Annotated in this window: 22 protein-coding genes and 1 pseudogene; 9 read left to right on the top strand and 14 right to left on the bottom strand. The window is 38.1% G+C overall.

Annotated features, from left to right (window positions below; genetic code table 11):
* Positions 1 to 161 precede the first annotated feature (161 nt).
* The 3 genes and pseudogenes from HPOKI112_RS07410 to HPOKI112_RS07400 all read left to right on the top strand — a co-directional run bounded on the left by HPOKI112_RS07410 (position 162) and on the right by HPOKI112_RS07400 (position 3,203).
* A pseudogene (locus HPOKI112_RS07410) lies at positions 162 to 1,785 on the top strand (RNA-directed DNA polymerase).
* A 226-nt stretch (positions 1,786 to 2,011) separates the two neighbouring features.
* Complete coding sequence (locus HPOKI112_RS07405) at positions 2,012 to 2,449, top strand: Panacea domain-containing protein (protein ID WP_025276464.1); 438 nt, start codon at positions 2,012 to 2,014, stop codon at positions 2,447 to 2,449.
* Positions 2,439 to 3,203, top strand: coding sequence for a hypothetical protein (locus HPOKI112_RS07400; RefSeq protein ID WP_025276463.1), 765 nt, complete (start codon positions 2,439 to 2,441; stop codon positions 3,201 to 3,203). The genes HPOKI112_RS07405 and HPOKI112_RS07400 overlap by 11 nt, the downstream gene beginning before the upstream one ends.
* A 226-nt stretch (positions 3,204 to 3,429) precedes the next feature.
* Here the strand turns inward: HPOKI112_RS07400 and nusA are convergent, their stop codons facing one another.
* The 6 genes from nusA to plsY form a co-directional block, all read right to left on the bottom strand.
* Positions 3,430 to 4,617, bottom strand: coding sequence for a transcription termination factor NusA (gene nusA, locus HPOKI112_RS07395; RefSeq protein ID WP_025310049.1), 1,188 nt, complete (start codon positions 4,615 to 4,617; stop codon positions 3,430 to 3,432).
* 95 nt (positions 4,618 to 4,712) lie between these two features.
* Positions 4,713 to 5,885 carry an aminotransferase class V-fold PLP-dependent enzyme gene (locus tag HPOKI112_RS07390; protein ID WP_025277196.1) on the bottom strand — a complete coding sequence of 391 codons (1,173 nt, stop codon included), beginning with the start codon at positions 5,883 to 5,885 and terminating at the stop codon, positions 4,713 to 4,715.
* Between the two features lie 225 nt (positions 5,886 to 6,110).
* Entirely contained in the window at positions 6,111 to 8,750 is a 2,640-nt protein-coding gene (locus HPOKI112_RS07385; RefSeq protein WP_025277195.1) for a TonB-dependent receptor, read from the bottom strand.
* 153 nt (positions 8,751 to 8,903) lie between these two features.
* Positions 8,904 to 9,245, bottom strand: a complete 342-nt coding sequence (locus HPOKI112_RS07380; RefSeq protein WP_025276459.1) for a hypothetical protein — start codon at positions 9,243 to 9,245, stop codon at positions 8,904 to 8,906.
* Positions 9,229 to 9,582 carry a FolB domain-containing protein gene (locus HPOKI112_RS07375; RefSeq protein ID WP_025276458.1) on the bottom strand — a complete coding sequence of 118 codons (354 nt, stop codon included), beginning with the start codon at positions 9,580 to 9,582 and terminating at the stop codon, positions 9,229 to 9,231. Before HPOKI112_RS07375 ends, HPOKI112_RS07380 begins: the two co-directional genes overlap by 17 nt.
* Positions 9,579 to 10,241 (bottom strand): glycerol-3-phosphate 1-O-acyltransferase PlsY, encoded by a 663-nt coding sequence (gene plsY / locus HPOKI112_RS07370; protein ID WP_000446716.1) that lies wholly within the window; start codon positions 10,239 to 10,241, stop codon positions 9,579 to 9,581. Before plsY ends, HPOKI112_RS07375 begins: the two co-directional genes overlap by 4 nt.
* A 105-nt stretch (positions 10,242 to 10,346) precedes the next feature.
* Here plsY and ccoG point away from each other — a divergent pair, with 105 nt between their 5' ends.
* Positions 10,347 to 11,723: a cytochrome c oxidase accessory protein CcoG gene (gene ccoG / locus HPOKI112_RS07365; protein ID WP_025276457.1), complete on the top strand. Its 1,377-nt coding sequence runs from the start codon at positions 10,347 to 10,349 to the stop codon at positions 11,721 to 11,723.
* Between the two features lie 9 nt (positions 11,724 to 11,732).
* On the opposite strand, the gene HPOKI112_RS07360 is transcribed toward ccoG, so the two are convergent.
* A complete protein-coding gene (locus HPOKI112_RS07360; protein ID WP_025310048.1) occupies positions 11,733 to 12,932 on the bottom strand; it encodes a saccharopine dehydrogenase family protein in 1,200 nt (399 codons plus the stop codon).
* Between the two features lie 85 nt (positions 12,933 to 13,017).
* Here HPOKI112_RS07360 and gltS point away from each other — a divergent pair, with 85 nt between their 5' ends.
* The 4 genes from gltS to HPOKI112_RS07340 are packed head-to-tail and all read left to right on the top strand — an operon-like array spanning position 13,018 to position 18,350.
* Positions 13,018 to 14,244, top strand: coding sequence for a sodium/glutamate symporter (gltS, locus tag HPOKI112_RS07355; RefSeq protein WP_025223335.1), 1,227 nt, complete (start codon positions 13,018 to 13,020; stop codon positions 14,242 to 14,244).
* Entirely contained in the window at positions 14,241 to 15,275 is a 1,035-nt protein-coding gene (locus tag HPOKI112_RS07350) for a dihydrofolate reductase family protein (protein WP_025276454.1), read from the top strand. The genes gltS and HPOKI112_RS07350 overlap by 4 nt, the downstream gene beginning before the upstream one ends.
* Complete coding sequence (locus HPOKI112_RS07345) at positions 15,257 to 15,973, top strand: tRNA1(Val) (adenine(37)-N6)-methyltransferase (protein WP_025310047.1); 717 nt, start codon at positions 15,257 to 15,259, stop codon at positions 15,971 to 15,973. The genes HPOKI112_RS07350 and HPOKI112_RS07345 overlap by 19 nt, the downstream gene beginning before the upstream one ends.
* Positions 15,974 to 15,998: 25 nt before the next feature.
* Positions 15,999 to 18,350, top strand: coding sequence for a heavy metal translocating P-type ATPase (locus HPOKI112_RS07340; protein ID WP_025310046.1), 2,352 nt, complete (start codon positions 15,999 to 16,001; stop codon positions 18,348 to 18,350).
* Here the strand turns inward: HPOKI112_RS07340 and HPOKI112_RS07335 are convergent.
* The gene (locus HPOKI112_RS07335) at positions 18,347 to 18,784 is read right to left on the bottom strand and encodes a CopD family copper resistance protein (protein WP_001920217.1); all 438 of its coding nucleotides are present in this window, start codon (positions 18,782 to 18,784) and stop codon (positions 18,347 to 18,349) included. The genes HPOKI112_RS07340 and HPOKI112_RS07335 overlap by 4 nt on opposite strands.
* Before the next feature lie 178 nt (positions 18,785 to 18,962).
* Between HPOKI112_RS07335 and HPOKI112_RS07330 the strand changes: the two genes are divergently transcribed.
* Positions 18,963 to 20,129, top strand: coding sequence for an outer membrane protein (locus tag HPOKI112_RS07330; protein WP_080276225.1), 1,167 nt, complete (start codon positions 18,963 to 18,965; stop codon positions 20,127 to 20,129).
* Positions 20,130 to 20,187: 58 nt separating this feature from the next.
* On the opposite strand, the gene HPOKI112_RS08375 is transcribed toward HPOKI112_RS07330, so the two are convergent.
* The 6 genes from HPOKI112_RS08375 to tal form a co-directional block, all read right to left on the bottom strand.
* Complete coding sequence (locus HPOKI112_RS08375; RefSeq protein ID WP_024118175.1) at positions 20,188 to 20,361, bottom strand: hypothetical protein; 174 nt, start codon at positions 20,359 to 20,361, stop codon at positions 20,188 to 20,190.
* 76 nt (positions 20,362 to 20,437) lie between these two features.
* Complete coding sequence (locus HPOKI112_RS07320) at positions 20,438 to 21,352, bottom strand: phospholipase D-like domain-containing protein (RefSeq protein ID WP_025276450.1); 915 nt, start codon at positions 21,350 to 21,352, stop codon at positions 20,438 to 20,440.
* Between the two features lie 120 nt (positions 21,353 to 21,472).
* A complete protein-coding gene (locus HPOKI112_RS07315; protein ID WP_025277191.1) occupies positions 21,473 to 22,540 on the bottom strand; it encodes an LptF/LptG family permease in 1,068 nt (355 codons plus the stop codon).
* A gap of 9 nt (positions 22,541 to 22,549) precedes the next feature.
* Positions 22,550 to 23,110 (bottom strand): aminoacyl-tRNA hydrolase, encoded by a 561-nt coding sequence (gene pth, locus HPOKI112_RS07310; protein WP_025276449.1) that lies wholly within the window; start codon positions 23,108 to 23,110, stop codon positions 22,550 to 22,552.
* Between the two features lie 9 nt (positions 23,111 to 23,119).
* A complete protein-coding gene (locus HPOKI112_RS07305; protein ID WP_025276448.1) occupies positions 23,120 to 23,656 on the bottom strand; it encodes a 50S ribosomal protein L25/general stress protein Ctc in 537 nt (178 codons plus the stop codon).
* 54 nt (positions 23,657 to 23,710) lie between these two features.
* Positions 23,711 to 24,661 carry a transaldolase gene (gene tal, locus HPOKI112_RS07300; protein WP_025276447.1) on the bottom strand — a complete coding sequence of 317 codons (951 nt, stop codon included), beginning with the start codon at positions 24,659 to 24,661 and terminating at the stop codon, positions 23,711 to 23,713.

The raw sequence follows: 24,661 nt of genomic DNA, 5'->3' as shown, positions 1-24,661 counted from the left end.
ATTTAAAGATTAAAAAAGCTTTTTCTAACGCATGGCTTTGGACTAAAACCATAAATAGTAGGGATCGTGATGTTTAAAGCAAACGCCTTAAAAACTAAAAAATACGATAAAATCGCTTTTAAATCTGTATATTGGCTAGGAAAACTTTCAAAAAGAGGGTAATGTTAGTGAAAAAAATGAAAGAAAAGACTTATTTTGAATGTCTTAATGAGATTTCTCAAAATAAACTTTTTAAGGGATTGTTAGGATACGGGATGTTTGCAGAAAGGATTCCTAATTTTCTGACATCAAAGCTTTTTTACAGATATTGCAAGAATAATAAAGATAAGATATTCCCCAAACGCAAGATGGGGTATCAGCATATTACTTATGAGGGAATAAGAGATATTGGAACGCCCAGATATTTTGCTATCCCTAATCCTTTGGCTTATTATAATCAATGCAAAATTCGATAATTGGGATAAATTAAAGGAGTATTTTAAAGAAAAGACAGATGGCAATACCCATAAGATCAGCCGTATCCACATTCAAAAAATCCCTAAAAATAAAAAAATTTTTCAAAACGATTATTCTAAAGATAGAGTTGCTATGAGAAAAAGTATTTTTGATATGGGTCATAAAGATATTTTTTGTGAGGGAAAATTAGAGAGAAGTATTCGTATTGGTGCTAGATACAAGCTAAAGGCTGATATATCCACTTGTTTCCCAAGCATTTATACGCATTCAATTCCTTGGGCAATAAGAGGTAAAGAAATTGCTAAAAAAGACAAAAATCATTGGAGCGATGAGATTGATACCCAAACAAGAAACATGAATCATAAGGAAACTACGGGGATTCTTATTGGACCGCATAATTCCAATTTGATTTCAGAAATTATTTTAGTCGCCGTTGATGGGGATTTAAAAAATTTAAGAAAAGGGCAAAATAAAACAGAATATAGATATATTAGGCATATTGATGATTATACTTGCTATGTGAATTCAAGAGATGAGGCAGAACAATTTACAATCGATCTCGCAAAGTGTCTTAAAAAATATAACCTTTCACTCAACCACAAAAAAACAAAAATTTTTGAACTCCCTTTGATGCATGAAGAAGAATGGATCAATCAGTTAAAAATTTTTAAAATGGATGAGTATAAAGGGAAAATTAAATACCCTAGCGTTGTTGCTTTTTTAGATAAATCTATTGCATTGATAAGGCAAAATGATAATAAGGCTTCTATTTTAAAATATGCTATAAAAATGCTCAACAAAAAGAAGATGACATATAACGCAAGAGAATATTATTTTAGCACCTTGCACCATTTAGTTTTGCTCTACCCCTATTTAATCCCTTGTATTGAAGGAGTGTTTGATAACAATAACTATCCGATCCAAACCAATCAAATTCAAGAAATTTCTAAGGATATATTTAAGGCAGGGTCAAAAAACAATAATTATGAAGCTTGTTCTTATGCGTTGTATTTCTCTCTAAAATATGATTTTGAGATGGAAAAAACTTGCCATAATATGGTCCTTGAAAGTAATGATTGTATTTTTATGCTTTTAGGATATTTGAGAGCAAGAAAAGATTCAGAGGGTTTTGCCATTGATGAATATTTAAAAAGAGCTGAAACAATGATTAAGTTAGAAGGTAGAATATGTATATTAGATGATGAATTTTGGCTTTTTGCATATGAAGTATTGAGAGTTGAAAACGAAAATGCACTAAAAAATTGCAATGGTTGGAGTGAATTGTCAAAAAAAGGGGTTTCATTCATCAAAAAAGAATTTCAAAAATAAATTAAAAAGGTTACTAAATTCCCTTAATATGTGAAATAGCTCATTAGTTGAACCATCAATTGATTTTTGCTATTTTGAAAGGCTAAATATCCATTGAAAAAAACTTGAATTATTTCTCTAGAATTAGCTTTAAGAAATTCAAGAGATTAAAATCATTGAAGAAGAAATGGTTAGAAAAGTTAACAATATTTAGTTAGAATTAGCAAAAACTAACTAGGGGGTATTAATGGTTAATGCTTTGGAACTAGCAAAATATATTCTTAAGCATTCAAACAAAGAATTGAGTAACTTAGAATTGCAAAAAACTTTGTATTTCACAGAGCTTGACTATATCAAAAAGTTTGACAAACACCTAGTTTCTGATGATTTTGAAGCTTGGAGATACGGGCCTGTTGCAAGAGAAGTGTATTATGAATACCGCAATTATGGTGCCAATTCCATTGACAAACCCAAAGAAGAAACGCTCTCACAAAATCTTAGAAAAGATGAACTTGAAACCATCAATTGCTCCATAGAAAAATGCAGCAAAAAATCTTATTGGGATTTAGTGAAAGAGAGTCATAAAGAAGACGGTGCTTGGCATAAAAGCTTCAAAGAAGATAGAAAAGAAATCATTAGCAAAGATTTGATCAAACAAGAAGCCAAACAAGCAAATGGAAACTAAAGAAGAAGATAAAGATAAAAAGCTAGAAGAAATTATTGTATCGCTGTGCGAAAAGGGGGATTTGTCTAGCCAAACAGATCAAATCATCAAAGATCTCAAAGAAATCTATGAAGGAGAATACAGGCATAAATACTCAAAAATTACAACTATTATTTTAAATTCTACAAGGGATAAAGAGCAAGCCTTTATGACGCTCGCACAAAATATAAGGACACTCAAAGAGATTCAAGATAATAAAGAAGTTGAAAGCATTAAACCAAAACTAGAAAAGCTTTATGATCACATGAATTTAGAGTGTATCAGACTGCAAGATTTTGATGAGAAAATGAGTAGAGTTAAAGATGTTTCTATAAAGTTAGAAAAAGATCTAAATAAAAACTATAAAAAATTAAGCGAAGAATTGAATAAGCAACAAACGCAATACATAACCATTTTAGGTATTTTTGCTTCTATTGTTTTAACATTTGTTGCGGGATTAGCGTTTTCCACTTCTGTTTTATCAAATATTGACAAAGCGAACGCCTACCGTTTGGTTTTTGTTATGGCTTTTATGGCTTTATTTTTTGGGAATATTTTGTATCTGCTTTTTTCTTTTTTATCAAAAATATCCTTATCAAAAGAGGAAAAAGATAAACAAGAAAATTTTTGCAAAAAACCTATTTTTTGGTTTAATTTAATAGTTACAATTCTACTTGTGATTGGTTTTTGTGGAGAATTGCATATAATACAGAGATTAGTTTCTAAATATCTTTAAATTCAACCCAACCCATTTTTTGCGTCATTCCAATAAAATTTGATGCAAATTTTTCTTAATTGAGTGTTTTTTGCAATTTTGAAAATCTCAATACTCATTGAAAAACCTGAATTATTTCTTTCAAATTTAGCCTTAAGAAATCCAATCACGCGCTTATTGAACACCGCAAGCCTTTTAACTTAAATTCTTTTTGATTAAAGACTCAATAAGTTTCACAGAAATCATTTCAATTCTTAAACAAAGACTCTAAAGCTTCTACCCCTACTTTTGGCGTTTCTTTTTCGCTTTCATTTTCTGCGTTTTCTTTCACGCTAGGAATGGTTTCAAACTCTATGTGATAGCCTGTAAGCATGGACGCTAAGCACACATTCACCCCGCCTTTACCGATAGCCTTAGATTTTTCAATGTCCAATAAACGCACTTTAGCCTTTTGCAAATGGTTATTGACAATGAAACGCTCTTGAACGGATTCTTTTTCTTCAGCATTCAATTCTTCTATGGGGATTTTTTTAATTTCAACGCTTAAAATTTTGGCTGGAGCGAGCGCGAGAGTGATATAAATTTCAGGCACATTAGAATACTCTATGCAATCAATGTTTTCTTTATTCAATTCGTTACTGATCGCATTAATGCGCACGCCCTTAACCCCCACAGCCGCGCCTATGGGGTCAATCCTAGCGTTATGGGAAAAAAAGCTCACTTTCGCTCTGTTGCCTGGGATTCGTGCGCAATGGATGATTTCAATTTCTTTATCTTTAATTTCAGGGACTTCTAATTCCAACAAAGCTTCAAGCATTTTAGGGGTGGTGCGGCTCAGCTCTAATAATAAGCCTTTTTTCGTGCGTTTGACTTGCGTTAAAACCGCTTTAATGCTATCGCCCACTTTAAAACTCTCACCCTTGATGCGATGGCGCATGGAAAGAACGCCCTGAAATTGCTGCTCAATCTCAATAAAAGTGTTTTGATTGTGATCCACTAAAATCACTTGCCCCATTAAAACGCTGTTAAGACGCTTTTGAAACGCTTCAAAGTGGCTGTCTTCTAACGCTTTTTCTAACTGGTATTGCAAATCTTTAAAAAGGCGGTTGATCGCTCCTTGCTTCATGCTCTCCAAACTCAAGCTGTAAGATAATTCGTCTTTAATCTTAACGCTTGGATCCATTTCTTTGGCTTTAGACAGGCTGATGTATTTAGAAGGGTCGTTAACCAATCTTTCATCACCATCTTCTAAAACTTCTACCAACTGGATAAGCTGGAGCTGCTTGTTTTCTTCAACCACCAAGTAGCACGCTAGGGGGTCTAATTCGTTTTGCGCCATTTTTAACAAACAGCCTTGAATCACTTTTGAAATCATCTCTTTAGGCAAATTTTTTTCATACGCAATGCATTCTATAAGATCGCTGATTTTTTCCATTCTTAAGTTCCTTTAAATTGATGTTCTATCGTTTTTTGTCATTTTCTATTGTGGGGGAGCGGCGCGTTTAAAAGAAATTTTATTATAGCGAATTTTTAAGCCTTGTTAAGGATTTCTGCTAAAACCAGAGCGATTTTTTCAAAATCTTTTTCATTCAAGCTAAAGACTTCAAAACACACAAATTCGCATGAAATTCTTGCAATAACGCCTTTTTGAAAAAGCTTTAAATAAAGTTTCTCACTATTTAGAGTGCGGGTGTTTTTGGACTGGATTTTCACGCAAAAGGATTCTAATTCTTTGTTGGGCAAATTCCCTATTTTAGAAAAGCTAGAGGCGATGCTCACGTTCAATTCTAAAGGCTTTAAAAGGGCGTAGAGTTTCAAGGCTTTTTGCAATAAGGCGTCTTTAGTTTGGTGGAGTAGCGCATGGATTGTGATTTCTTCTTGATGATTGACCCATGCGTTTAGGCTGCAAAAAAGCAAGGTGAGGGTGATTTTATCCGCTCTCAAGGCTCTATAAAGGGGGTGGTTTTTTAACGCTTCAACCCATTCTTTTTGCCCCATAATAATGCCCGCTTGCACGCTGTTAAAGGATTTATCTGCGCTAAAGCTTAAAAGCGATGGTTTTAGGGCTAAAACCTCTTCTAAAGCCGTTCTATTTAACAAATCCACATCCCCTAAATTGTAATAATCTATCAAATCATGCTCTTTAGCTAGGGCTTGTAAATCTTTAAAGGGCGTGTCTTTTTTAAAAGCGGGGTTATGGGTTTTAAAGAACATTTTGCTGTTTTCATTCAAGGCTAAGCGGTAATCCCTTAAATAAGTGCGACTGGTATTCCCCACTAAATGCAGCCTAGCCCCACTATTCAATAAAATATCTTTAAGGTTAAAATCCCCCCCCACTAATTCGCCATAAGAAACAATGATTTCTTTTTCTTGCGCTAAAGCGTTAGCGATGAGGAATATCGCACTGGTGTTGTTATTGACAATTAAAATTTCTTCAGTGCCAAAGCACGCCTTAAAAAGCTGTTTTAAAGGGGTTAAGCGGTTCTTTTTTTTAGCGGTGTTTAAATCGCATTCTAAATCAATGGGTTGGGTTAAAACTTCTTTTAAATAAGGTTCAATTTTTTCATAAAATTGCGGGCTAAAAAACGATCGCCCATGATTTTCATCAAAAACGCTCGCGCTCGCGTTGATGATTTTTTGATAAGGGCTTTTCAACAGATCCGGGGTTATTTCAAGCGTTTCTTTAGTCGTGATGTTAGCCATGATGAGTGCGTTTGATTCCTTTTTTGAGAGTTAAATAAAGCGTTATCTTAAACTAAACCCGCTAAATTTTTGATAAAACTACTTTTTTAAAATCCTTAAGAGCGTCTTAATGAGTTTATTGAGCGAGCGGAATTTTTTCCATAGAGTTTGGCGGTTTCTATAGGGCTTTTTCATGCTTGTTTCCATGTTCAAAATTCAAAAAGAAATCATAAGATTCCTTTCATTTTAGAACTGATAGGATACCTCAAAACGCGCATTAAATCCAGGAGCCGGGAGCGCCATGCGCTTGCCTTTAGGGATCATATCGCTCGCTGGAGCGTCCGCACTCGCTTGAAACACAGAAGTTTGATCCACATATTGCTTGTTTAAGATATTATTAAACACGGCTGAAATCCTTAAACCCTGCCATTTTTTAGAAGGCGGAGTCCAGTTGATAAAGACATTATGCACGCCATACCCGGGTTTATGGATTTTGATCAAGCCGTATTGCGGGTAATAGATAGAATAGCCTTCATAATACATGTTGGTTACAAAGCGCGAGAGCCAGGTTAAAGTAAGCCCCCACCTGCGAACATCATAATCGGCTTTTAAGATAAACACATTCCCAGTCGTTGCAGCTAGAGCGTAAGTGTCCGCTAATAAATGCCCCCTAGCCGTTGGCCAAGAGCGAGCCACTGAGAAAGTCCCTAAGAAATTCTTATACCTCACATTCCCTGAAACTTCATAACCATAGATATTAATGGTTTCGGGTAAATTCCCTGACATGTTTTTTGCGGTCGCGTTACCCCCACCATTTTTAGAAGTGTCTTGCCCGTAGCTGTTGATGAAATTATTAATGACTTGATAGAACGCAGCTCCACGCACATTGAAATACTTGCTGTTGAAATCCACATTGAATTCCACATTTTGACCGATCGCAGGGCGCAAGTTCCTTTGATAAATCACCGTAGGATCGCGCATCAAAACGCCATCGCCAGGCAAAGCCCCCTTAGTTACATACGCATAACTCACTTTCAAGCCAATGCTTTCAATGGGGTTATAAAGCACGGTTGCAGAAGGCGAGAAACCAGAAGTTACATGCGTGCGGCCGTTTTTATCTAGCAAGGTGTAAATATCATAACGAGTTCCCGCACCCACGATCACATTGCTTAAAATATTGTAGTTCGCTTGCATAAACCCTCCGATGATATTTCCGATCGCATGCGAATTTTGGGGCATGTTACGATAGAGTGGGTTAGGGGTGTTGAGATTTTGAGGGTATTGAGAGCTTTGATCGGTGTAGTAATGGCGGTAAGGCAAGCCCGGCCCATTAGGGTCGTTAGGATCAATGTTGTTTTTATAATAGCCGTTTTTGCCTTTATCCAATCCAGAGAAAACGCTCAGGTTTTGATAAATCATGCCGTATTCAAACACATTCCCGTAATCTTCGCTAATGGGGTGGGTTACTTTAAAATTAACGCCCGAGTTGATTAAGAAAATCCTTCTGGCTAAAGTCCCCTCAGCGTCCGCATTCCCTAAAGTCCAATCGTTTGCGCTAGGGTTTTGAGCGTTAGGGGGGGTCATGTCATAATCAGGATTTTTAGGGACAAGTCCATGATAAACATTCGCGCTTGCAGAAAGCATAGTAGCGTTAAGCTGCCCATACCCTGCTTGCGCCCCTCCACTAGAATCGTTAGATCCCTGCCAATTAATAGAATTAGGCGCACCATAGCCTATTTGATAGCCTCCATTAGAAGGCCTGATAGCCCCTTGCGTGCACTGGCTGATATTATCCGGGTTATTACACCACTCTTTCACTTCAGGGATATAATCCGGGTTAGCCGGCTCGTTAGAATTGTAAGCGAAAGGATTCACCACAGGGTTATAATTGCCCCCCCTTACCCCTAAAAAGGCGGTGGATTCAACGCGCGGCTGGTTAAAATTAGGGCCGCCTTCATGCTTGTATTTCAAGCTCAAATTGTGGTTGAAGTTGATCGTATGGGCTAATTCTTTCCCAAAGTCAATCACAAAGGGGGCTGGCTGGCTTCCTGGGTCATTGGCTTTAGAGAGGGCTGAAGTGGTGTTAGGGCGTAAAAGCCTTGTAGAATTGTCTCGTGTGAGGTTGTAGCTCACGCTGATGCTATCGGTTTCGTTGATATAGCCATTAATTTTAGCTAAAACGCTATTGACTTCACTCGGAGTCCCTACGCTCATTTCGCTATTGCTCGGATCTTGTAAATCGTAGTTAGGGTGGAAGACATTCCTAAAAGCGTTGTTCCCGTCTCTGTAGTAAAAAATATTTTGATGGTTGTAATAAGCGAGTATGTCCCAATTCTTCCCACGATAGGCTGCCGTGGCGTTCATGCGATACCCGAAGTTGGTATAAAAGGCCGCTTCCGCTTTAGCCCCATAAGTTTGATTCTTTCTTAAGAAGTCGTTAGCGTCAATCGTGGTGAAAGACAATTTACCCGCTACCGCACCAGGGCCTGCTGAAGCGTTTGCCGCCCCCTTAATCACTTCCACTTCTTTAACCATGTTAGGATCGATCACGGTGTTAGCGTCATGGTGGAAAATGTTACCATTTTGAGCGACGCCATCTATTGTTACCCTTAAGAGACGGCTCTCAATCCCCCTAACATAGATCTTTTGCGCCATTAAGCCCCCACTGGCCACATTCACATCCGCTCTAGTCCTAAAAATATCACGGACTTGGTTGCTTTGGCGTTGTTGGAGCTCTTTTCTGTCAATATACATTTTATTGTTGTATTCAAAAGTCCTTTCACCCTTAGTGGTTACCTTACCCAAAGTGTGGGTTTTTTCTTGAGCTTGCAAATTGCTAGCGACAATACAAGAGACAAACACGATACGAAATTGATTTCTAAGCATTTCTTTTAGCCTTTTTATTTACTTTTTTCTAAAAATTTAGTCAAGTTTTAAACCTAAGGTTATTATTACATTATTCTATTTAATAATACCTTAAATTTGTTTTAGGATTAAGAAAATACCAAGAAAAATGTGATTAAAAAAAGTTTTAGCATTTTATTGAGCGGCTGATGATTGAGCGGTTGAATCAAGCGCTATTTGTGAAGAAATGCTGCTAATTTCTTTTAAAAAAGTTTGAGAAGACACATTGATTTCAGCGTTTTGGCGGAAAATATCGCTTGGCTGGTTGCTTTGGCGTTCTTCTAAGTCATGGCGTTTGATAATGATGGTATTCCCCCATTGAAAGGGTCTATAAGCGCGCTTTTTTTTAATGATAAAATGAGGTTCTAAATTTAAAAATTGCGCGTAATTGGGGAAATATAACGGCTCTAATAAAGGGTTTATGGGGTGCGCTTTTAAAACAATAAGGAGGAAAAAGAGGCTAAAGATTGGTTTCATAGTAAATTTTCACGCTCGCTCCCACTTGAGAATTGGGAGAAATTTCTAATTTGCTGATTTTCAAATAAAGTTCAGTGATCTCCTTGTAGCGCGTTTTTAAAACATGGCTTAAATCTTTCAGGGCGTCTTCAATGAGAAGATATTGTTTTTCTTGCATCATCTTTTGAATAAGCTCTTGGATTTTTATGTAGTCTAAATAAGACTTATTGGGTAATTGCGTGTAGAAAAGATCCAAATCCACGCTTATTTTTTGGGGTTTTAAGCGTTCAAATTCTAAAATCCCCAAAATCGCCTCAAACACCAAGTTATGGATATGAACGCCTTGTTTAGTTTTCATAAGACTTTCTTTTCCTTACCGGCTAATAAATTAAAAATATTGCCCGCATGCTTGATAAGGGTGAAAATAAAAATAAGCACCATAGGCGTTTGCGTGCCGACTTCTTTAAGGATATTGACGCTATCTGGGATATGCATATAAGGCACAAAAAAGATAAGAACAGTCGCTGTGCCTACCCCTAGAATGCTAGCGAGTGAAGAGATTTTAAGCACCTTACCCACAAAAAACCACACCGTTAAGCCGATCAGGCTTTCAATAGGGATGAGCAACACCACAGAGCCCATGATTGTAGAAACGCCCTTACCTCCATTGAAATTCAAAAAAGGCGAATAGCAATGCCCTAAAATGCTAGCGATAGCGACCATCCATTGCAAACTATAATCCAACCCAAACAATTTGCTCAAAAACACCGCAAACATGCCTTTGAATAGATCTAAGATTAAGACTAATAAGGCCATTTGTTTAGCGTTACTCACGCCCTTACTTTGTAAAGCGCGTAAGACATTCGTCGCGCCAATGCCCCCCGATCCGATTTTAGTAATATCCATGCCGTAAAAGATTTTCATTAACGCATAGCCAAAAGGAATCCCCCCAATCAAATAACCCAAAAGGGTGAAAATCACATTGATATTGGTTAGGAAATTTAAAACGCTTTCCATAAATACCCTTTCAAATAAAATAGCGTTCATTATAACATGTTGCTTTTTAAGTGAAAGCGTTAAGTTGTTAGGGTATAGTGGCTTAAAAATTTTAGGATATTGAGAATGCTTGAATCTTCTAGCCATTTTTTAAAATCGTTTCGCTTGAAGCGTTATATAGGGTTTTTATTGATTTCTTTAGCGCTATTAATCACGCCATTTATTCGCATTGATGGGGCGCATTTGTTTTTAATCTCCTTTGAGCATAAGCAACTGCATTTTTTAGGCAAGATCTTTAGTGCTGAAGAATTGCAAGTCATGCCTTTTATGGTTATTTTGCTTTTTATAGGGATTTTTTTTATCACCACTAGCCTTGGGCGTGTGTGGTGCGGGTGGGCTTGCCCGCAAACCTTTTTAAGGGTGCTTTATAGAGATGTGATTGAAACCAAGATTTTCAAACTCCATAAAAAGATCAGCAACAAGCAAGAAATCCCTAAAAACACCCCAAGCTACAAGATGCGTAAAGCGTTGAGCGTTTTATTGTTCGCTCCTGTTGTGGCGGGGCTAATGATGTTGTTTTTCTTTTATTTCATCGCCCCAGAAGATTTTTTTATGTATCTTAAAAACCCTAGCGATCACCCTGTTGCTATGGGTTTTTGGCTTTTTAGCACGGCTGTGGTGCTATTTGATATAGTGGTGGTTGCGGAGCGTTTTTGCATTTATTTATGCCCTTACGCTAGGGTGCAATCGGTGTTGTATGACAATGACACCTTAAACCCTATTTATGATGAAAAGCGCGGTGGAGTGCTTTATGACAAGCAAGGCCACCTCTTCCCCTTACCCCCCAAAAAACGCAACCCAGAAAACGAATGCGTGAATTGTTTGCATTGCGTGCAGGTTTGCCCCACGCATATTGATATCAGGAAGGGCTTGCAATTAGAATGCATCAACTGCTTAGAATGCGTGGATGCATGCACGATTACCATGGCTAAATTCAACCGCCCTTCACTCATCCAATGGTCTTCAACTAACGCCATTAACACGCGCCAAAAAGTGCGGCTAGTGCGTTTAAAAACGATCGCTTATTTGGGGGTTATCGCTGTTGTAATAGCTCTTTTAGCCATCACTTCGTTTAAAAAAGAACGCATGCTCTTAGACATTAACCGCAACAGCGATCTGTATGAATTGCGATCTAGTGGGTATGTGGATAACGATTACGTGTTTTTATTCCACAACACGGACAATAAAGACCATGAGTTTTATTTCAAAATTTTAGGGCAAAAAGACATTCAAATCAAAAAGCCTTTAAACCCTATCGCCATTAAAGCCGGGCAAAAGATTAAAGCGGTAGTGATCTTAAGAAAACCCCTAAAAACTAACGCCACAGAATACAAACGCACTAAAGACGCTCTAATCCCTATTACCATACAAGCTTATAGTGCGGACGATAAGAATATTACGATAGAAAGGGAATCGGTGTTTATTGCGCCAAGTGAGGATTGAAGCCTAAAACTAGCGCTCAATCACTTCATAAGGCAAGCCTTGCCTAACCAATTCTTCCATAAAGGGATCGGTGTTTAATTCTTCTATGTTAAACACCCCAGCCCTAAAATGATCCGTGCTCCAAGTGTTATTACAAATCATTTTAGCCGCACACATCGCTGGCACGCCGGTGGTGTAGCTTATGGCTTGCGAACCCACTTCTTCATAGCATTTTTTATGATCGCACACGTTGTAAATGTAGAGCGTTTTGTCTTGGTTGTTTTTAATGCCGGTCATATAGCACCCGATATTTGTTTTACCGGTGGTGTCTTTGGCTAGAGTGGCTGGATCCGGAAGCAAGGTTTTTAAAAATTGTATCGGCACGATTTTTGTGCCTTGATGTTCCACTTCTTTAATGCCTAGCATGCCGACATTTTCCAAGCATTTCATGTGGGTTAAATAATTTTGAGAGAAAGTCATAAAAAACCTCGCCCTCCTTAAGCCTTTAATGTTTTTGACTAACGATTCCAATTCTTCATGGTATAAAAGATACGAATCCATTTCGCCAATCTGCGGGTAAGCCCACACTTGCTTGATTTCTAAAGGCTTTGTTTCAATCCATTTGCCATTTTCATAATAACGCCCTTTAGAGCTGACTTCTCTCAAATTGATTTCGGGGTTAAAATTCGTCGCAAAAGGGCGTTTGTGATCCCCGGCGTTGCAATCTAAAATATCTAAAGTGTGGATAGTGTCAAAATGGTGTTTTTGAGCGTGAGCGACATAAGCGTTAGTTACGCCCGGATCAAACCCAGCCCCTAAAACCCCTAAAATCCTTGCTTCTTTATAGGCCCTATCAAACGCCCATTGCTCTTTGTATTCAAACTTCGCTAAATCCGGGTGTTCGTAATTGGCGGTATCAATGTAATGCGTTTTGGTTTCTAAACATGCTTGCATGATCGTTAAATCCTGATAGGGTAAAGCCACATTAATAACGACTTTAGGCTTGTATTTTTGGATTAAAGTTACTAAGGCTTGCGTATCATCAGCATCCACTTGCTCAACGCCAATTTCCCCCAAACCCTTTTTGAGCATGCTTTCTTTAATCGCATAGCATTTGTCTAAGCTCCTGCTCGCTAAAATGATATTTTTAAACACATCTCTGTTCATGCCCATTTTGTGCGCTACCACACTGCCTACGCCACCAGCTCCAATTTGTAATACTGTATGCAAGGAACACCTACTTTCTAACTGATCTCGTTCTTTTAGGGGGGTATTATATTATAATAAGATAAATTTGATTAATAAGGATGCAAGCTTGCAAGAAATTAAGTTGGATATTTATGCCACTTTGGTGTGCATGGTTTTAGTGTTACTCTTGGGGCGTTATGTGATTTCTAAGGTCAAGTTTTTGCGCGATTATGATATTCCAGAGCCTGTTGTGGGCGGGGTTTTAGTCGCTTTTGCTATCATGTTAGCGCGTCAGTTTTATAATTTTGGCTTGCAATTTGATTCTTCTTTAAAAGATCCTTTAATGCTGACTTTTTTTATCACCATTGGTTTGAGCGCGGATTTCAAATCTTTGCAAAAAGGCGGGAAAATGCTTGCGGTTTTTTTGCTGGCTGTGGCGGGGTTTGTGGTGTGTCAAAATGTAGTGGGGGTTTCTATCGCTAGCCTTTTAGGGGTCAATCCTTTAATGGGGCTTTTAGGGGGGTCTATCGCTTTAGTGGGAGGGCATGGCACTAGCGCGGCATGGGCTAATTTTTTCACCCAACCACCTTATAATTTTAGCTCCAGCTTAGAAGTGGGCATGGCGTGCGCGACTTTTGGCTTGGTGAGTGGGGGGATTATTGGAGGACCTGTCGCTAAATATTTGATCTCAAAATACAAACTAGAACCTAAAGACACTAAAGAAAAAGATACTTTAGAGGGCGTGGTGTCTAAAGGCTTTGAAACCCCTAAAGAGCAGCGCCTAATCACCGCATCCAGTTTTGTAGAAACTTTAGCTTTGATTGCGATCGCTTTATTGGTGGGGACTTTTTTATCGCATTTGATGCCTAAAAGCTTCACTTTGCCGACTTTTGTGTGGTGCTTGTTTGTGGGGGTTATTTTAAGAAACACTTTGTCGTTTTTTAAGATCCATAGCGTGTTTGACAGAGAGGTTTCAGTCATAGGGAATGTGAGTTTGAGTCTGTTTTTAGCCTACGCTTTAATGAGCGTGAATTTATTGGAATTGCTAAAACTCGCTGTGCCTCTAGCGGTTATTTTGAGCGTTCAAGTGGCGGTTATGATCCTTTATGTGGTGCTTGTAACCTTTAGGGTATGCGGGAAGGATTATGATGCGGCGGTGTTGTGTGCGGGGCATTGCGGTTTTGGGCTTGGAGCAACCCCAACGGCTATGGTGAATATGCAAACCATCACCAACCACTATGGGCCATCGCATGTAGCGTTTATCGTCGTGCCTTTAGTGGGAGCGTTTTTTGTTGATATTATTAACGCTTTAGCGATTAAAGGCTTTTTGCTCTTGCCTTTTTTCCCGTCATGAGACTTTATGAGAGTTTATTAGAAATTTGCTTGAATAAGGCGTGGGAGCATCAAACCCTAGCCCTAGAAAACCCAAGCGTGGCTTGCATGGTGCTAGATAAAAACCATGAAATCTTGAGTTTAGAAACCCACAAAAAAGCCAAAACCCCGCATGCAGAAGTCTTAGCCGCTAAATCAGCGTTAAAGATTTTACGCCCCGGTTTAAAAAACGATTTAGAAAAATTAGAAGACCCTAAAACTTTAAGCGATTTTTTAAAAACGCACCACAACAACGCTTTTAAAGACTGCGTTTTTTTAATCACCCTAGAGCCATGCAATTCTTATGGTAAAACCCCGGCGTGTAGTGGGTTGTTAGAAATTTTAAAGCCTAAAAGAGTCATCATTGCCGCAGAAGAAAACGAAGCTAAAAAAGGGGGTTTAGCAAGGCTACAAAAGGCTCGTATTGAAACAATAATTTGCCACAATTTAGAAAACAAGGCTAAAGACTTGCTCCTGCCTTTTAGGATAATGGAACAAAAGGGGCGTTTTAATTTGTTCAAACTCGCTTTAAGAATGAATGGGGATTATCATCATGGCAAAATCACCGGGCAAAAAAGCGTTATTTTCACGCACAACCAGCGAGCGATATGCGACACACTTATTGTTTCTGGGAAAACCATAAGAACGGATAACCCCTTATTAGACGCTCGCTTTTGCGACAGCTTTTATCACAATAAAAACCCCAATATCGCTATTTTATCCAAGCGTTCAATTAACCCCCATTCAAAAGTTTTTTCTGCACCTAATCGTTTAGTTAATGCCTTCTGTAACCCCAAAGATTTACCCCTAGAGAAGGGGTTTAATTTCATTGAAGGGGGGTGGGAATTGTTTGAGAGCTTGAGGGATAAAATAGACGCGTTGCTTTTGCATTCGCATGCGTCTATGATTGGCGAAGCGTTTAATACGCTCGCTCTAAAAACCCCTTTTAAAGGGCGGTTGTTGCATGCGCAAATCTTAGAAAATGAAGCCCTTTTATGGATAGAAAACTCTTAAGATTATACCAGCCTTTAAACGCTTATTCTTACAATAGCGATTCGCTTTTTTTATACGATTTTTCACGCCCTTTTATCAAAAACAGCGGTGCGATTTTAGACATAGGTTCAGGGTGTGGGATCTTAGGCTTACTCTGCGCTAGAGATAACCCGCTAGCGAGCGTTCATTTAGTGGAAAAGGATGGCAAAATGGCGTTTTGCTCCCAAAAAAACGCCCTTAAATTCCCTAACGCTCAAGTGTTTGAAAGCGATTTTTTAGATTTCAACCCTCCGATTTTGTATGATGCGATTGTGTGCAACCCTCCTTTTTATGCCTTAGGCTCTATCAAATCTAAAAATAAAGGGCATGCGAGGCACCAGAGCGAATTAGATTTCGCTTCTTTAGCGGCTAAAGTGAAAAAATGCCTGAAACCTAAAGGGTATTTTATTTTTTGCTATGAAGCTTTGTCGCTTTGCTTGGTCATAGAGAGTTTAAAAAGCGCTAAACTCACGCTAGAAACTTTAAGGTTTGTCCAAAGTTTTAAAGACAAAAACGCCCATTTGATGCTTGGAGCGGCTAGGAATAATTCCAAAAGCGCTCTAAAAGTTTTGCCTCCTTTAATCACGCATAATTCCAAAAACCAAAGCGACAACACCAAAGAAGTTCTAAACATCTATCAAATTTGTAACACTTATTCTATCAAAGCGCTTTTAAATTAGCGCCTCACCAATTAAGGATTAAAACATGAAATGTTCGCATTGCCAGTTGGAGTTCAAAGAAAGTGAGCTTTTTAAAGAGATGATCCATCATAAAGAATTGTATTTTTGCTGCACAGGGTGCGCTAGGGTGTATGCGTTATTACTGGATTTGAATTTAGAGAGCTTTTATGACAAATTAAACGATTCCACTTTAGCCCCCGTAACGCCCCAAGATTCAATGAGCGCTTTAGAATTAGAACAGGCCCTTGAAGAAAACAATAAGGGCGATTTTATCCTTAATCTTTTGTTAGAAAAAACGCATTGTAACGCTTGCTTGTGGCTCAATCAAAAGGTTTTAGAGCGCTTAAAGGGGATTAAAAAAGTGAGCGTGAATTTCACCACCCACCATTTACAAATCGTGTTTGACAAGTCTTTAAACCCTAAAGAGATCGTTCAAAAAATTGAGAGTTTGGGCTATGGGGCTAAAATTTATAACGCAAAAAATTACGCCCTAAAAGCCCAAAAAGAGCAGCGCTCCTATTTGCTCACTTTAAGCGTGGGGTTTTTTGCCACCATGAATTTGATGTTTATTGCAATTGCCAAATACGCAAGTTATGGTGGCGCGAGTTATGGTGCTGGCATGGATAAGCTCATGCAAAGGAATTTGGATCTCGTGTCGCTCTTTTTAAGCTTGTTGGTGCTAGTGGTTGTGGGGCGTTTTTTCATTAAGGGGGCGTTTTATGGGCTAAAAAATGGCGTTTTGGGCATGGATTTGAGCGTGTCTTTTGGCGCGTTATCGGCGTTTGTTTATTCTATTTATGCCATGTTGGTGTCCCAAGAGACTTATTTTGAAGCGAGCAGCACGATTTTAACGCTTGTTTTTGGCTCTAAGTTTTTGGAATTAAAGGCCAGGCTGTTTGCGAATGAAAAATGTCTGGCCCTAGAATCGCATGAAATCCATAGCGTGATCGTTGTAGAAAATGGCAAGCAAATAGAAAAACACCCTAAAGATGTGGCGATAGGCTCTGTTGTTTTGGTGCCAAGCGGGGCTAAAATCGCTTTAGATGGAGTGCTTTTAAATAACGCGAGCGTGGATGCGTCTTTGATCAGTGGGGAATTTAAGCCTTTGGAATTGGGGGTTAATGATCCAATTTTGGGGGGTTATGTGAATGTGGGCGTGCCTTTTAGCTATCAAGTGAGCGCTAATTTTCAAAACTCACGCCTTTCTAGCTTGTTAGAAACTTTAAAAAAGAGTTTTTTAGAAAAGCCTTTAATTGAGAGCAACGCGAATAAAATTGCGGATATTTTTTCTAAAGCGGTGTTGTTTTTAGCCTTTGTAAGCTTTTTATTATGGCAATTTGGTTTGGGGGGTAATTTTGAAAAAGCCTTAATGGTGTGCATTAGCGTGTTAGTCATCAGCTGCCCTTGCGCATTCGCCTTGGCTACGCCCATTGCGTTAGTGATAGGGGTGTTTAAAAACCCTTTGATCGTGTTTAAAGAAGCGTTGTTTTTAGAAACTCTGGCTAAAGTGGAAAAAATCTTTATAGACAAAACCGGCACTCTCACGCAAAAAGAAGTCCTTTTAAAAGAAAAAATCATTTATGAAGAATTTGATGAAAGGCTTTTGAAGAGCCTTTTAAAAGTGAGAGAGCATTTAGCCCATAATGCGATTCTTAAAACATTAGATAGCGATGAGGTTAATTTAGAACAGATAGAGTTTTTCGCTCATGGCCTGAAAGCGAATTATCAAAACGAAACTTTGCTAGTGGGGAGTTTGAAATTTTTAAACGCTATGGGGGTTAATATAAAAGCTAAAGAGAGCGCTAATATCATGGTAGGCTTTGCTAAAAATAAGACCTTATGCGCGTTATTCATTTTAGAAGAGCGCTTGAAAAATAACGCTAAAGAAGTCATTCAGGCTTTACAAAATAAAGGTTTAGAATTAGAAATTTTAAGCGGGGATAATGAAAGCTCGGTTAAGGAGTGCGCGAAAAAATTAGGGATTTCTAAGTATCATGCCAATCTGACCCCTGAAGATAAGGCTCAAACCATCAGCTCTTATAAGGGCGTGTGCACGATGATAGGCGATGGCAATAATGACGCGCTAGCCTTAAAACAAGCGAGCGTTTCTTTAGGGTTTGAAAAAAGCGCTTTGAGTAAAAGCGCATGCGATATTTTGCTTTTAGAAGAGGATTTGAGTTTGTTAGAAAAAGCGTTTCATAACGCTCAAAAAGTCTATCAAGTGGTGTTGCAAAACATTGTTTTGAGCTTGATTTATAACGCTATTTTAATCCCAGTCGCTATGTTAGGATACATCAACCCTTTAATAGCGAGTTTGAGCATGAGTGGTAGCTCTCTCTTAGTGGTCTTAAATTCTTTGAGGTTGAAACGCTCTTAAACAAACCACATCGTTTTGGCTAAAATGGCGATTAAAAAGCCAAAAGTTAGAGCGATAGGGTGGATATATTTACCAATAGGGTTTTTCTTGCCCAAAAACTTACACGATAAAGAAAAAAGCACTAAAAGAAAAATGCTTAACGCTAAGATCACTTTAAGCATGAGTATCTTTTGAAAAGGGGTTTCACACCAGCCTTTATCGCCCCCCATGTATTGGCTAAGCATCATGCCCCCTGTTAAGACAAGCCCTAAAACGCATAAGGGCATGATTTTAACCGCTCTTTGAGCGATTCCTGTATTTGCCTTATTGGCAAACTCTTCGCCAAACATTTTCTTCACATTAGGGAAAATTACCCCATCAAAAAACAAGTAGCCAATAAAAATAATGGCGCACAATAAATGAACAACCAACACATAAGGATAAATCGCATCCATTTAAAATCCTTTATTCATGGGAAAATTAAAGAGTTTTTAATCTACTATAAAAGGGTTTTATTGTCAAGTATCCCACTATTATGGGAATTTTAGGGGTGGTTTTTGTTTGACTTTTAAGATTGCAATTAGCTATAATAAAATAATTAAAAAAGTAACACTTAAGCGGAGACCCTAGAGAGTGGTGCTCAATTTTATGACAAAGAAGAAAAATAGAATGCAAGATTGCAAAATGGTTTGTAAAAATTTTAATCGTAAGGAATCTGTTTTGATAGCTCAATCTTTAGATATTTCTAAAAAAGGCTCGGTAATTTTAGGCGTTCTTTTGAGTTCGTTATGGCTGACAAACCCCTTAAATGCCCATGAAAAGAATGGCGCGTTTGTGGGGATTAGCTTGGAAGTGGGTAGGGCTGATCAAAAGACCAACGCTTATAAAAACGGCGAATTGTTTCAAGTGCCTTTTGGCGATGTTTCGGCTAATGATAATGGTAAAGTTCCTGACGGGCAGACCGGTGGCTGTCAGCCAGCTTCAGGGACACCAGGAACGCCAGGCTACACTAAAGCTAATTGCGTGGTCAATTGGACTTCTCGTACCATGCTTAGCACCAATAAAAACATTCCTGGCCGTAACCAGCCGATGTATGGGCTAGGCGTGATGACAGGCTATAAGCATTTTATCGGTAAAAAAAGGTGGTTTGGGTTGCGTTATTATGGCTTTTTTGATTATGGGCATACCAATTTCTCTAACTCCAGAGCCGCTAACGCCATATCGCCTTTTTATTTGAGCGATCAAAAAGCGGACATGTATACTTATGGTTTTGGCACAGACATGCTTTTTAACATTATAGACAAGCCTAAAGCCACGGCCGGGTTTTTTCTAGGCGTGAATTTTGCGGGTAACACTTGGACCAATAATCGTGTGGGGTATTTTAAGGACGGGTATGTTTATGGCGTCAATACCGACGCTGACGCTTACATGACTAACGCTGATGGCACGATCACTTGCGGGGACACGACGCCGGCGAGTTGTAATGTGGGGATTAATCCTAATAGCGTCTATACCACAGGAAAATTGAACGCTAAGGTGAATCACACGATTTTCCAATTTTTAGTGAATGTGGGCATTAGAACTAATATTTTTGAACACCATGGCATTGAGTTTGGTATCAAAATCCCCACGCTCCCTAACCACTTTTTCAAAGGTTCTACTACTATCAAAGAGCAAAGCCAAGGCCCGCTAGAGAATGGCCAACCGACCACTATCACCGGAGCAGAAACCAATTTCAGCTTAACCCAAACCTTACGCCGTCAGTATTCTATGTATTTGCGCTACGTTTATACTTTTTAAATTTGGCAGGGGTTTTAGGCAGGGCTTAGGCAAGGCTTAGAGATGAAAGCTTGATTTGTCAAGCTTTAGGGTTGTCATTGAGTTGCAATAACTCTGCGCTGTTTTCTACTTTTTTGATGAATCTGTCATTACCGCACAATGAGTCCTTATGCTGTTGTGGGGATATTTCTATAATGCGTTCTAATTCTTCATCGCTAAAGGTATATTCATTGGAGTCAAATTTTTCTTTCAATTCTTTATTTTGATTGATAGATAGCTTTGCAAAGAGTTTAAATTAGACTAGGCTGGATTGTCTGAGATAAATACCTTTAGCGTCCTTTATACAAACGCCCTTTTGGTGTTAGAGCATAAAAACCTTTTTGCAATCTTTCAAAGAGTCCTAAACTTTGTTTTGAATGGCTATCTTTTTGATGGTGGTTGAGTTCGCCCCTAATGCTATTTTTAAAAGTATCGCTTTTGTATTTGTATCCCCACTCTTCTTTTTTTATTCTCTCTTCTAATGCCTGATAAATATCTTGTAATGCTACTTGTTTAACGCCTTTTTTCTCACAAGCGAAAATAAATTCTACTATCATTGCCTTGATAGAGGGGATAGTTCCAGGAAGCAATTTTTCTTGTTTTTCAATCTTTTTAATCTTTTCTTGAATGCTTTTATCTTTTGAGACTTTTTGTTCATTTTTAATAATGGCACTAAAAACTTCATCATAGCTTTCTAAATACTCTTCATTAGGAGTGAACAGACTATCTGCATATTTTATAGAATTGTAGATAGCGTTTAGTTGTGAGTAATATAGTGGTTTCTTTTCTGTAAAAATGGTATTGACTTCAAAATTATTCTCCAACCCTCCTTTGGTTAAATTAGCGCTACCTATAATGGAAGTTTTTTCTTTTCCGTTGTCAAACATATAAATTTTAGGGTGGAATACAATATCTGTTTTGTTATTTTCTTTGTCGCCGTAGCAGTAAAATTTTAATTTTTTATAAGTTTTATTTAAGTCTAGCAAAAATCGTATGGATTTTGAGTCAGTTGTTTTAAAATCAAGTCCTACAATAATCTCAAATTCTGCCCCCTTTTCTAAAGAATTAATCAAGGCATCTTGAATCACTTCAACCCCACTGTATTTTAAAAAAGCAACTGCAATATGAGTGTCTAAAGAATTCCTCAGCCCTTCGTTAATCACTTTGGGATAATTGAGATTAGATAGGATTTGAACAGAACTCACCAAAAACCTTAATAATTTTTTAGGTTATTTTATAAGTCTTAAGTTAATGTTGCATGGCAAGTTTCTTAATTTAACCCCCTAATGAGAGCTTGAGTTATCTTGACTATAAGTTTATAAATCTTACAATCTCTTATTAAGCTTTTTAAAATACCAAAGACTGAGAGATAGGAATACGAAAAAGGGCGATAGCACGCCTATTTCAGGAATGAGTATCCCTGAAATGCTGAACTTCCCTAAAGCAAAGAATAGCCCCCAAACAACGAGCGTGATAATGATAAACTTTAGCCCTAAAAGAGCCAGGTTTTCATAGCGGGCGAGACTGGGCGAAAAATAAGCGATTAAAACGCTTAAAAACGGCACAAAAAAGGGCAAAATCGCAAACACATACAAAAACGAACGCACTTTTTTCGTGTCCGCGTTTTGGCGCACTAAAGCATGCAAGGATAAAAGAGCGTCTGTGATAGAAACCGCGGGCTTATTTTGATAAATGGTGTCTAAAACTTTAGGGCGGAAATTTTTGAGCGTTTTAAAGGTTTTTAAACGCGTGGCGTTTAAAGCGTTGGCGCCCAGTTCAAAACTCAAGGGCATCTCATAGATAGTAGTGTCATGCAAGATCCAATACTTGTCTTCAAAAAAAGCTTCTTTAGCTTCAGCGTAAGATTCTAAAGTCTTATCTTTTAGGCGAAAAACCTTGATATTTTGGGCCTTTTGCAATAAGGGATTAATCTTATCAAAATACACATAATCATCGTTATATTTCACTAACAAATGCTCTGAGACGCTCAAAGAATTGTCTTTATAGATTAAATTTTGCGTTTTTTCTTCCATATACACAAAAGGAGTCGCATTCAGTCCCACATAAACAGCCGTGAAAAACAGGCTAATCAAAAAAATAGGGCTTAAAATCTGGCGTTTGGAAAAGCCAATGGAGAGTAGGGCGGTGTATTGGTTGGATTTAATGAATGAGATATAAAATAAAACCATCGCCAAAAGCAAGGAAATGGGCAAGGTGTAATTGAGGGCGAATAAGATGTCATAGGTGAAAAATAAAATGATCATGTTCGCAGAATCGGGCATTTTATCGGCGTATTTCAGGCTGTCAATGCCTACAAAAAACAATTCCAAAGCCAAAAGCACGATTAAAAAGTATTTGAAATAATACCACCCCACAAATCTAAACAAACGCACTTTAAACCCCTAACTTTCTATTTGTAAAGGTTTTTTAAGCGTGAAACGATTTTGCATAGCGTTAAAATCATGGCTTTCTATAAAAAATTTTAAGGCGTTTTTGGCATGTTCAAACACAGCGTTTTTTAAAGGCTCTTCGTTTTTGTGGAATTTTGAAAGCACATGCTCAATCACACCAATTCCTTTAGAAATCCCCACCCTCAAGCGGTAATAAGAATTAGAACACAATAAATCAATGGATTTTAGGCCGTTATGCCCTCCATTCCCCCCACCATTTTTAAACCTCACAACGCCCAAAGGTAAATCCAAGTCGTCATGGACAATTAAAAGTTCTTCAGTTTTGTAAAAATTTTTAGCGCTTAAAACGCTCTCGCCGCTTAAATTCATGTAAGTTTGGGGCTTGAGTAAGATAAAATCCTTATAAACGCATAAACAAGCGTTGTGTTTGGGAGAAAAAGTGAAAGAAAGATCCAATTCGCTAACGAGCGAATCTAAAATATCAAAACCAGCGTTGTGTCTGGTGTGAGCGTAACGCAAAGTAGGGTTGCCTAAACCCACTAAAAGCGTCATAGCCTAAAATCACTTCGCTTTAATCACACCGATCACAGCGATAGAATCATGATCTAAGATCTTCACATTCTCATGTTTTTCTAAATCGCGCACCAAAACAGACTCATTCACGTCTAAAGAGGCCACATCCACTAAATAGTGATCGGGCAAATGCTCTGGAGCGCATTCCACGCTGATACGCTTTTTAGAGAGCATTAAAATCCCTTTATTTTTCAAGCCCACTGGAGTGCCTTGGTGTTTAACGGGGACTTTAAACTTAGACTTCACGCCTTTAGTAACAGCGAGTAAATCCACATGGATAAGCTCGTTAGTAACAGGGTTTTTTTGGTATTCTTGAACCACGACTTCAAAAGTCTTATCCCCTAATTTCACCGGAAAAATCAAATGCTTTTTTTCCTTAAGGTATTTAATGAAAGGGTTTAATTTGAACGCGCCATTCACGTTTTCAATACCCTTTCCATAAACATTTGCGATTAGATAGCCATCTTTTTTTAAAGCTTTAGCGTTAGCTTTAGTAATACTCTCTCTAATAACGCCTTCTAACATGTCAATCCTTTAAAATAAAATAAGGGCTTATCCTATCCAAAAAACCCTTAAAAATCAAAAACTGCTTAAAAGCTTTTCAAAGGATTGTTTGAACGCTATCAAGCCTTCTTTAAGGAGTTTTTGAGCGGTGTTTTCTAAATCAATGTTGTGCGCTTTTAATTCTTTTTTAAACGCTTCAATTTCTGTGCTTTTTAAAGGGGTTTTGTATTCGGTGTTTGGGTCAAGCAAATAAGCGTTTAAAGCCTCTAATGGGGCTGTATTGATAGAGTTTTTAAAACACAGCGCTTTAATGTAATAATCTTTAGCTAAAGCATTAGACTTAACGCCGGTGGACGCAAAAAGGGCACTTGTTAGCTTATTGGCATGCTGATGGATTTGATAATAGCACTCGGTAGCGTTGATGATCCCGCTTTTAGCTTGCAAATTTTTTGGCGCTAAAGGGTCTATTTCTTTGTCAAATCGTGAAACAAACACGCTAATGACCGCTCTTTTTTGCGCTTCTTTGGCTAAGATTTGAGCGATTTCACCGGCAATTTTAGGCGAAAAGACTAAAGTTACATTAACAGGGATAGAGGCTTTAGTTAAAGCGCTAATGACTTCAAGAGCGCTTTCGCTCGCCGGGACTTTAATCATCACATTAGGGCGGTTTAATGTTTTGAATAACCGCTTGGCTTCATCAATGCTTTTAGCGGCATCATCTTCTAAAAAAGGGTCAATTTCTAGGCTAATGTAGCCATTGTTAGGGTCTTTTTCGTATAAAGGCATCAACGCGCTAGAGGCTTGTAAAATATCCTTTAACGCTAGAGTTTCATAAATTTCTTTAGCTTTTTTGCCTTTGAGTTTAGCGATTTCATCTTGATAAAACGCGCTTTTTATGATCGCTTCGCAAAACAAACTAGGGTTACTTGTCGCCCCGCAAATCGCCCCCTTATTAATGAGCTTTAAAAAGTCGTTTTCTAAAAAATCCCTTTCTATAAAATCGCACCACAAACTGAATTCTTGCAT

Source organism: Helicobacter pylori oki112, from assembly GCF_000600085.1.
In the GTDB taxonomy this organism is placed as follows: domain Bacteria; phylum Campylobacterota; class Campylobacteria; order Campylobacterales; family Helicobacteraceae; genus Helicobacter; species Helicobacter pylori_CY.
Note: the sequence above shows the minus strand (reverse complement) of the source record. Positions and strands in the feature narration are given on the sequence as shown.

Excerpts from the sequence above, each read along its gene's own strand:
- HPOKI112_RS07405 (WP_025276464.1), top strand. The coding sequence starts at position 2,012 with ATGGTTAATGCTTTGGAACTAGCAAAATATATTCTTAAGCATTCAAAC.
- HPOKI112_RS07400 (WP_025276463.1), top strand. The coding sequence starts at position 2,439 with ATGGAAACTAAAGAAGAAGATAAAGATAAAAAGCTAGAAGAAATTATT.
- nusA (WP_025310049.1), bottom strand. The coding sequence starts at position 4,617 with ATGGAAAAAATCAGCGATCTTATAGAATGCATTGCGTATGAAAAAAAT.
- HPOKI112_RS07390 (WP_025277196.1), bottom strand. The coding sequence starts at position 5,885 with ATGGCTAACATCACGACTAAAGAAACGCTTGAAATAACCCCGGATCTG.
- HPOKI112_RS07385 (WP_025277195.1), bottom strand. The coding sequence starts at position 8,750 with ATGCTTAGAAATCAATTTCGTATCGTGTTTGTCTCTTGTATTGTCGCT.
- HPOKI112_RS07380 (WP_025276459.1), bottom strand. The coding sequence starts at position 9,245 with ATGAAACCAATCTTTAGCCTCTTTTTCCTCCTTATTGTTTTAAAAGCG.
- HPOKI112_RS07375 (WP_025276458.1), bottom strand. The coding sequence starts at position 9,582 with ATGAAAACTAAACAAGGCGTTCATATCCATAACTTGGTGTTTGAGGCG.
- plsY (WP_000446716.1), bottom strand. The coding sequence starts at position 10,241 with ATGGAAAGCGTTTTAAATTTCCTAACCAATATCAATGTGATTTTCACC.
- ccoG (WP_025276457.1), top strand. The coding sequence starts at position 10,347 with ATGCTTGAATCTTCTAGCCATTTTTTAAAATCGTTTCGCTTGAAGCGT.
- HPOKI112_RS07350 (WP_025276454.1), top strand. The coding sequence starts at position 14,241 with ATGAGACTTTATGAGAGTTTATTAGAAATTTGCTTGAATAAGGCGTGG.
- HPOKI112_RS07345 (WP_025310047.1), top strand. The coding sequence starts at position 15,257 with ATGGATAGAAAACTCTTAAGATTATACCAGCCTTTAAACGCTTATTCT.
- HPOKI112_RS07340 (WP_025310046.1), top strand. The coding sequence starts at position 15,999 with ATGAAATGTTCGCATTGCCAGTTGGAGTTCAAAGAAAGTGAGCTTTTT.
- HPOKI112_RS07335 (WP_001920217.1), bottom strand. The coding sequence starts at position 18,784 with ATGGATGCGATTTATCCTTATGTGTTGGTTGTTCATTTATTGTGCGCC.
- pth (WP_025276449.1), bottom strand. The coding sequence starts at position 23,110 with ATGACGCTTTTAGTGGGTTTAGGCAACCCTACTTTGCGTTACGCTCAC.
- HPOKI112_RS07305 (WP_025276448.1), bottom strand. The coding sequence starts at position 23,656 with ATGTTAGAAGGCGTTATTAGAGAGAGTATTACTAAAGCTAACGCTAAA.
- tal (WP_025276447.1), bottom strand. The coding sequence starts at position 24,661 with ATGCAAGAATTCAGTTTGTGGTGCGATTTTATAGAAAGGGATTTTTTA.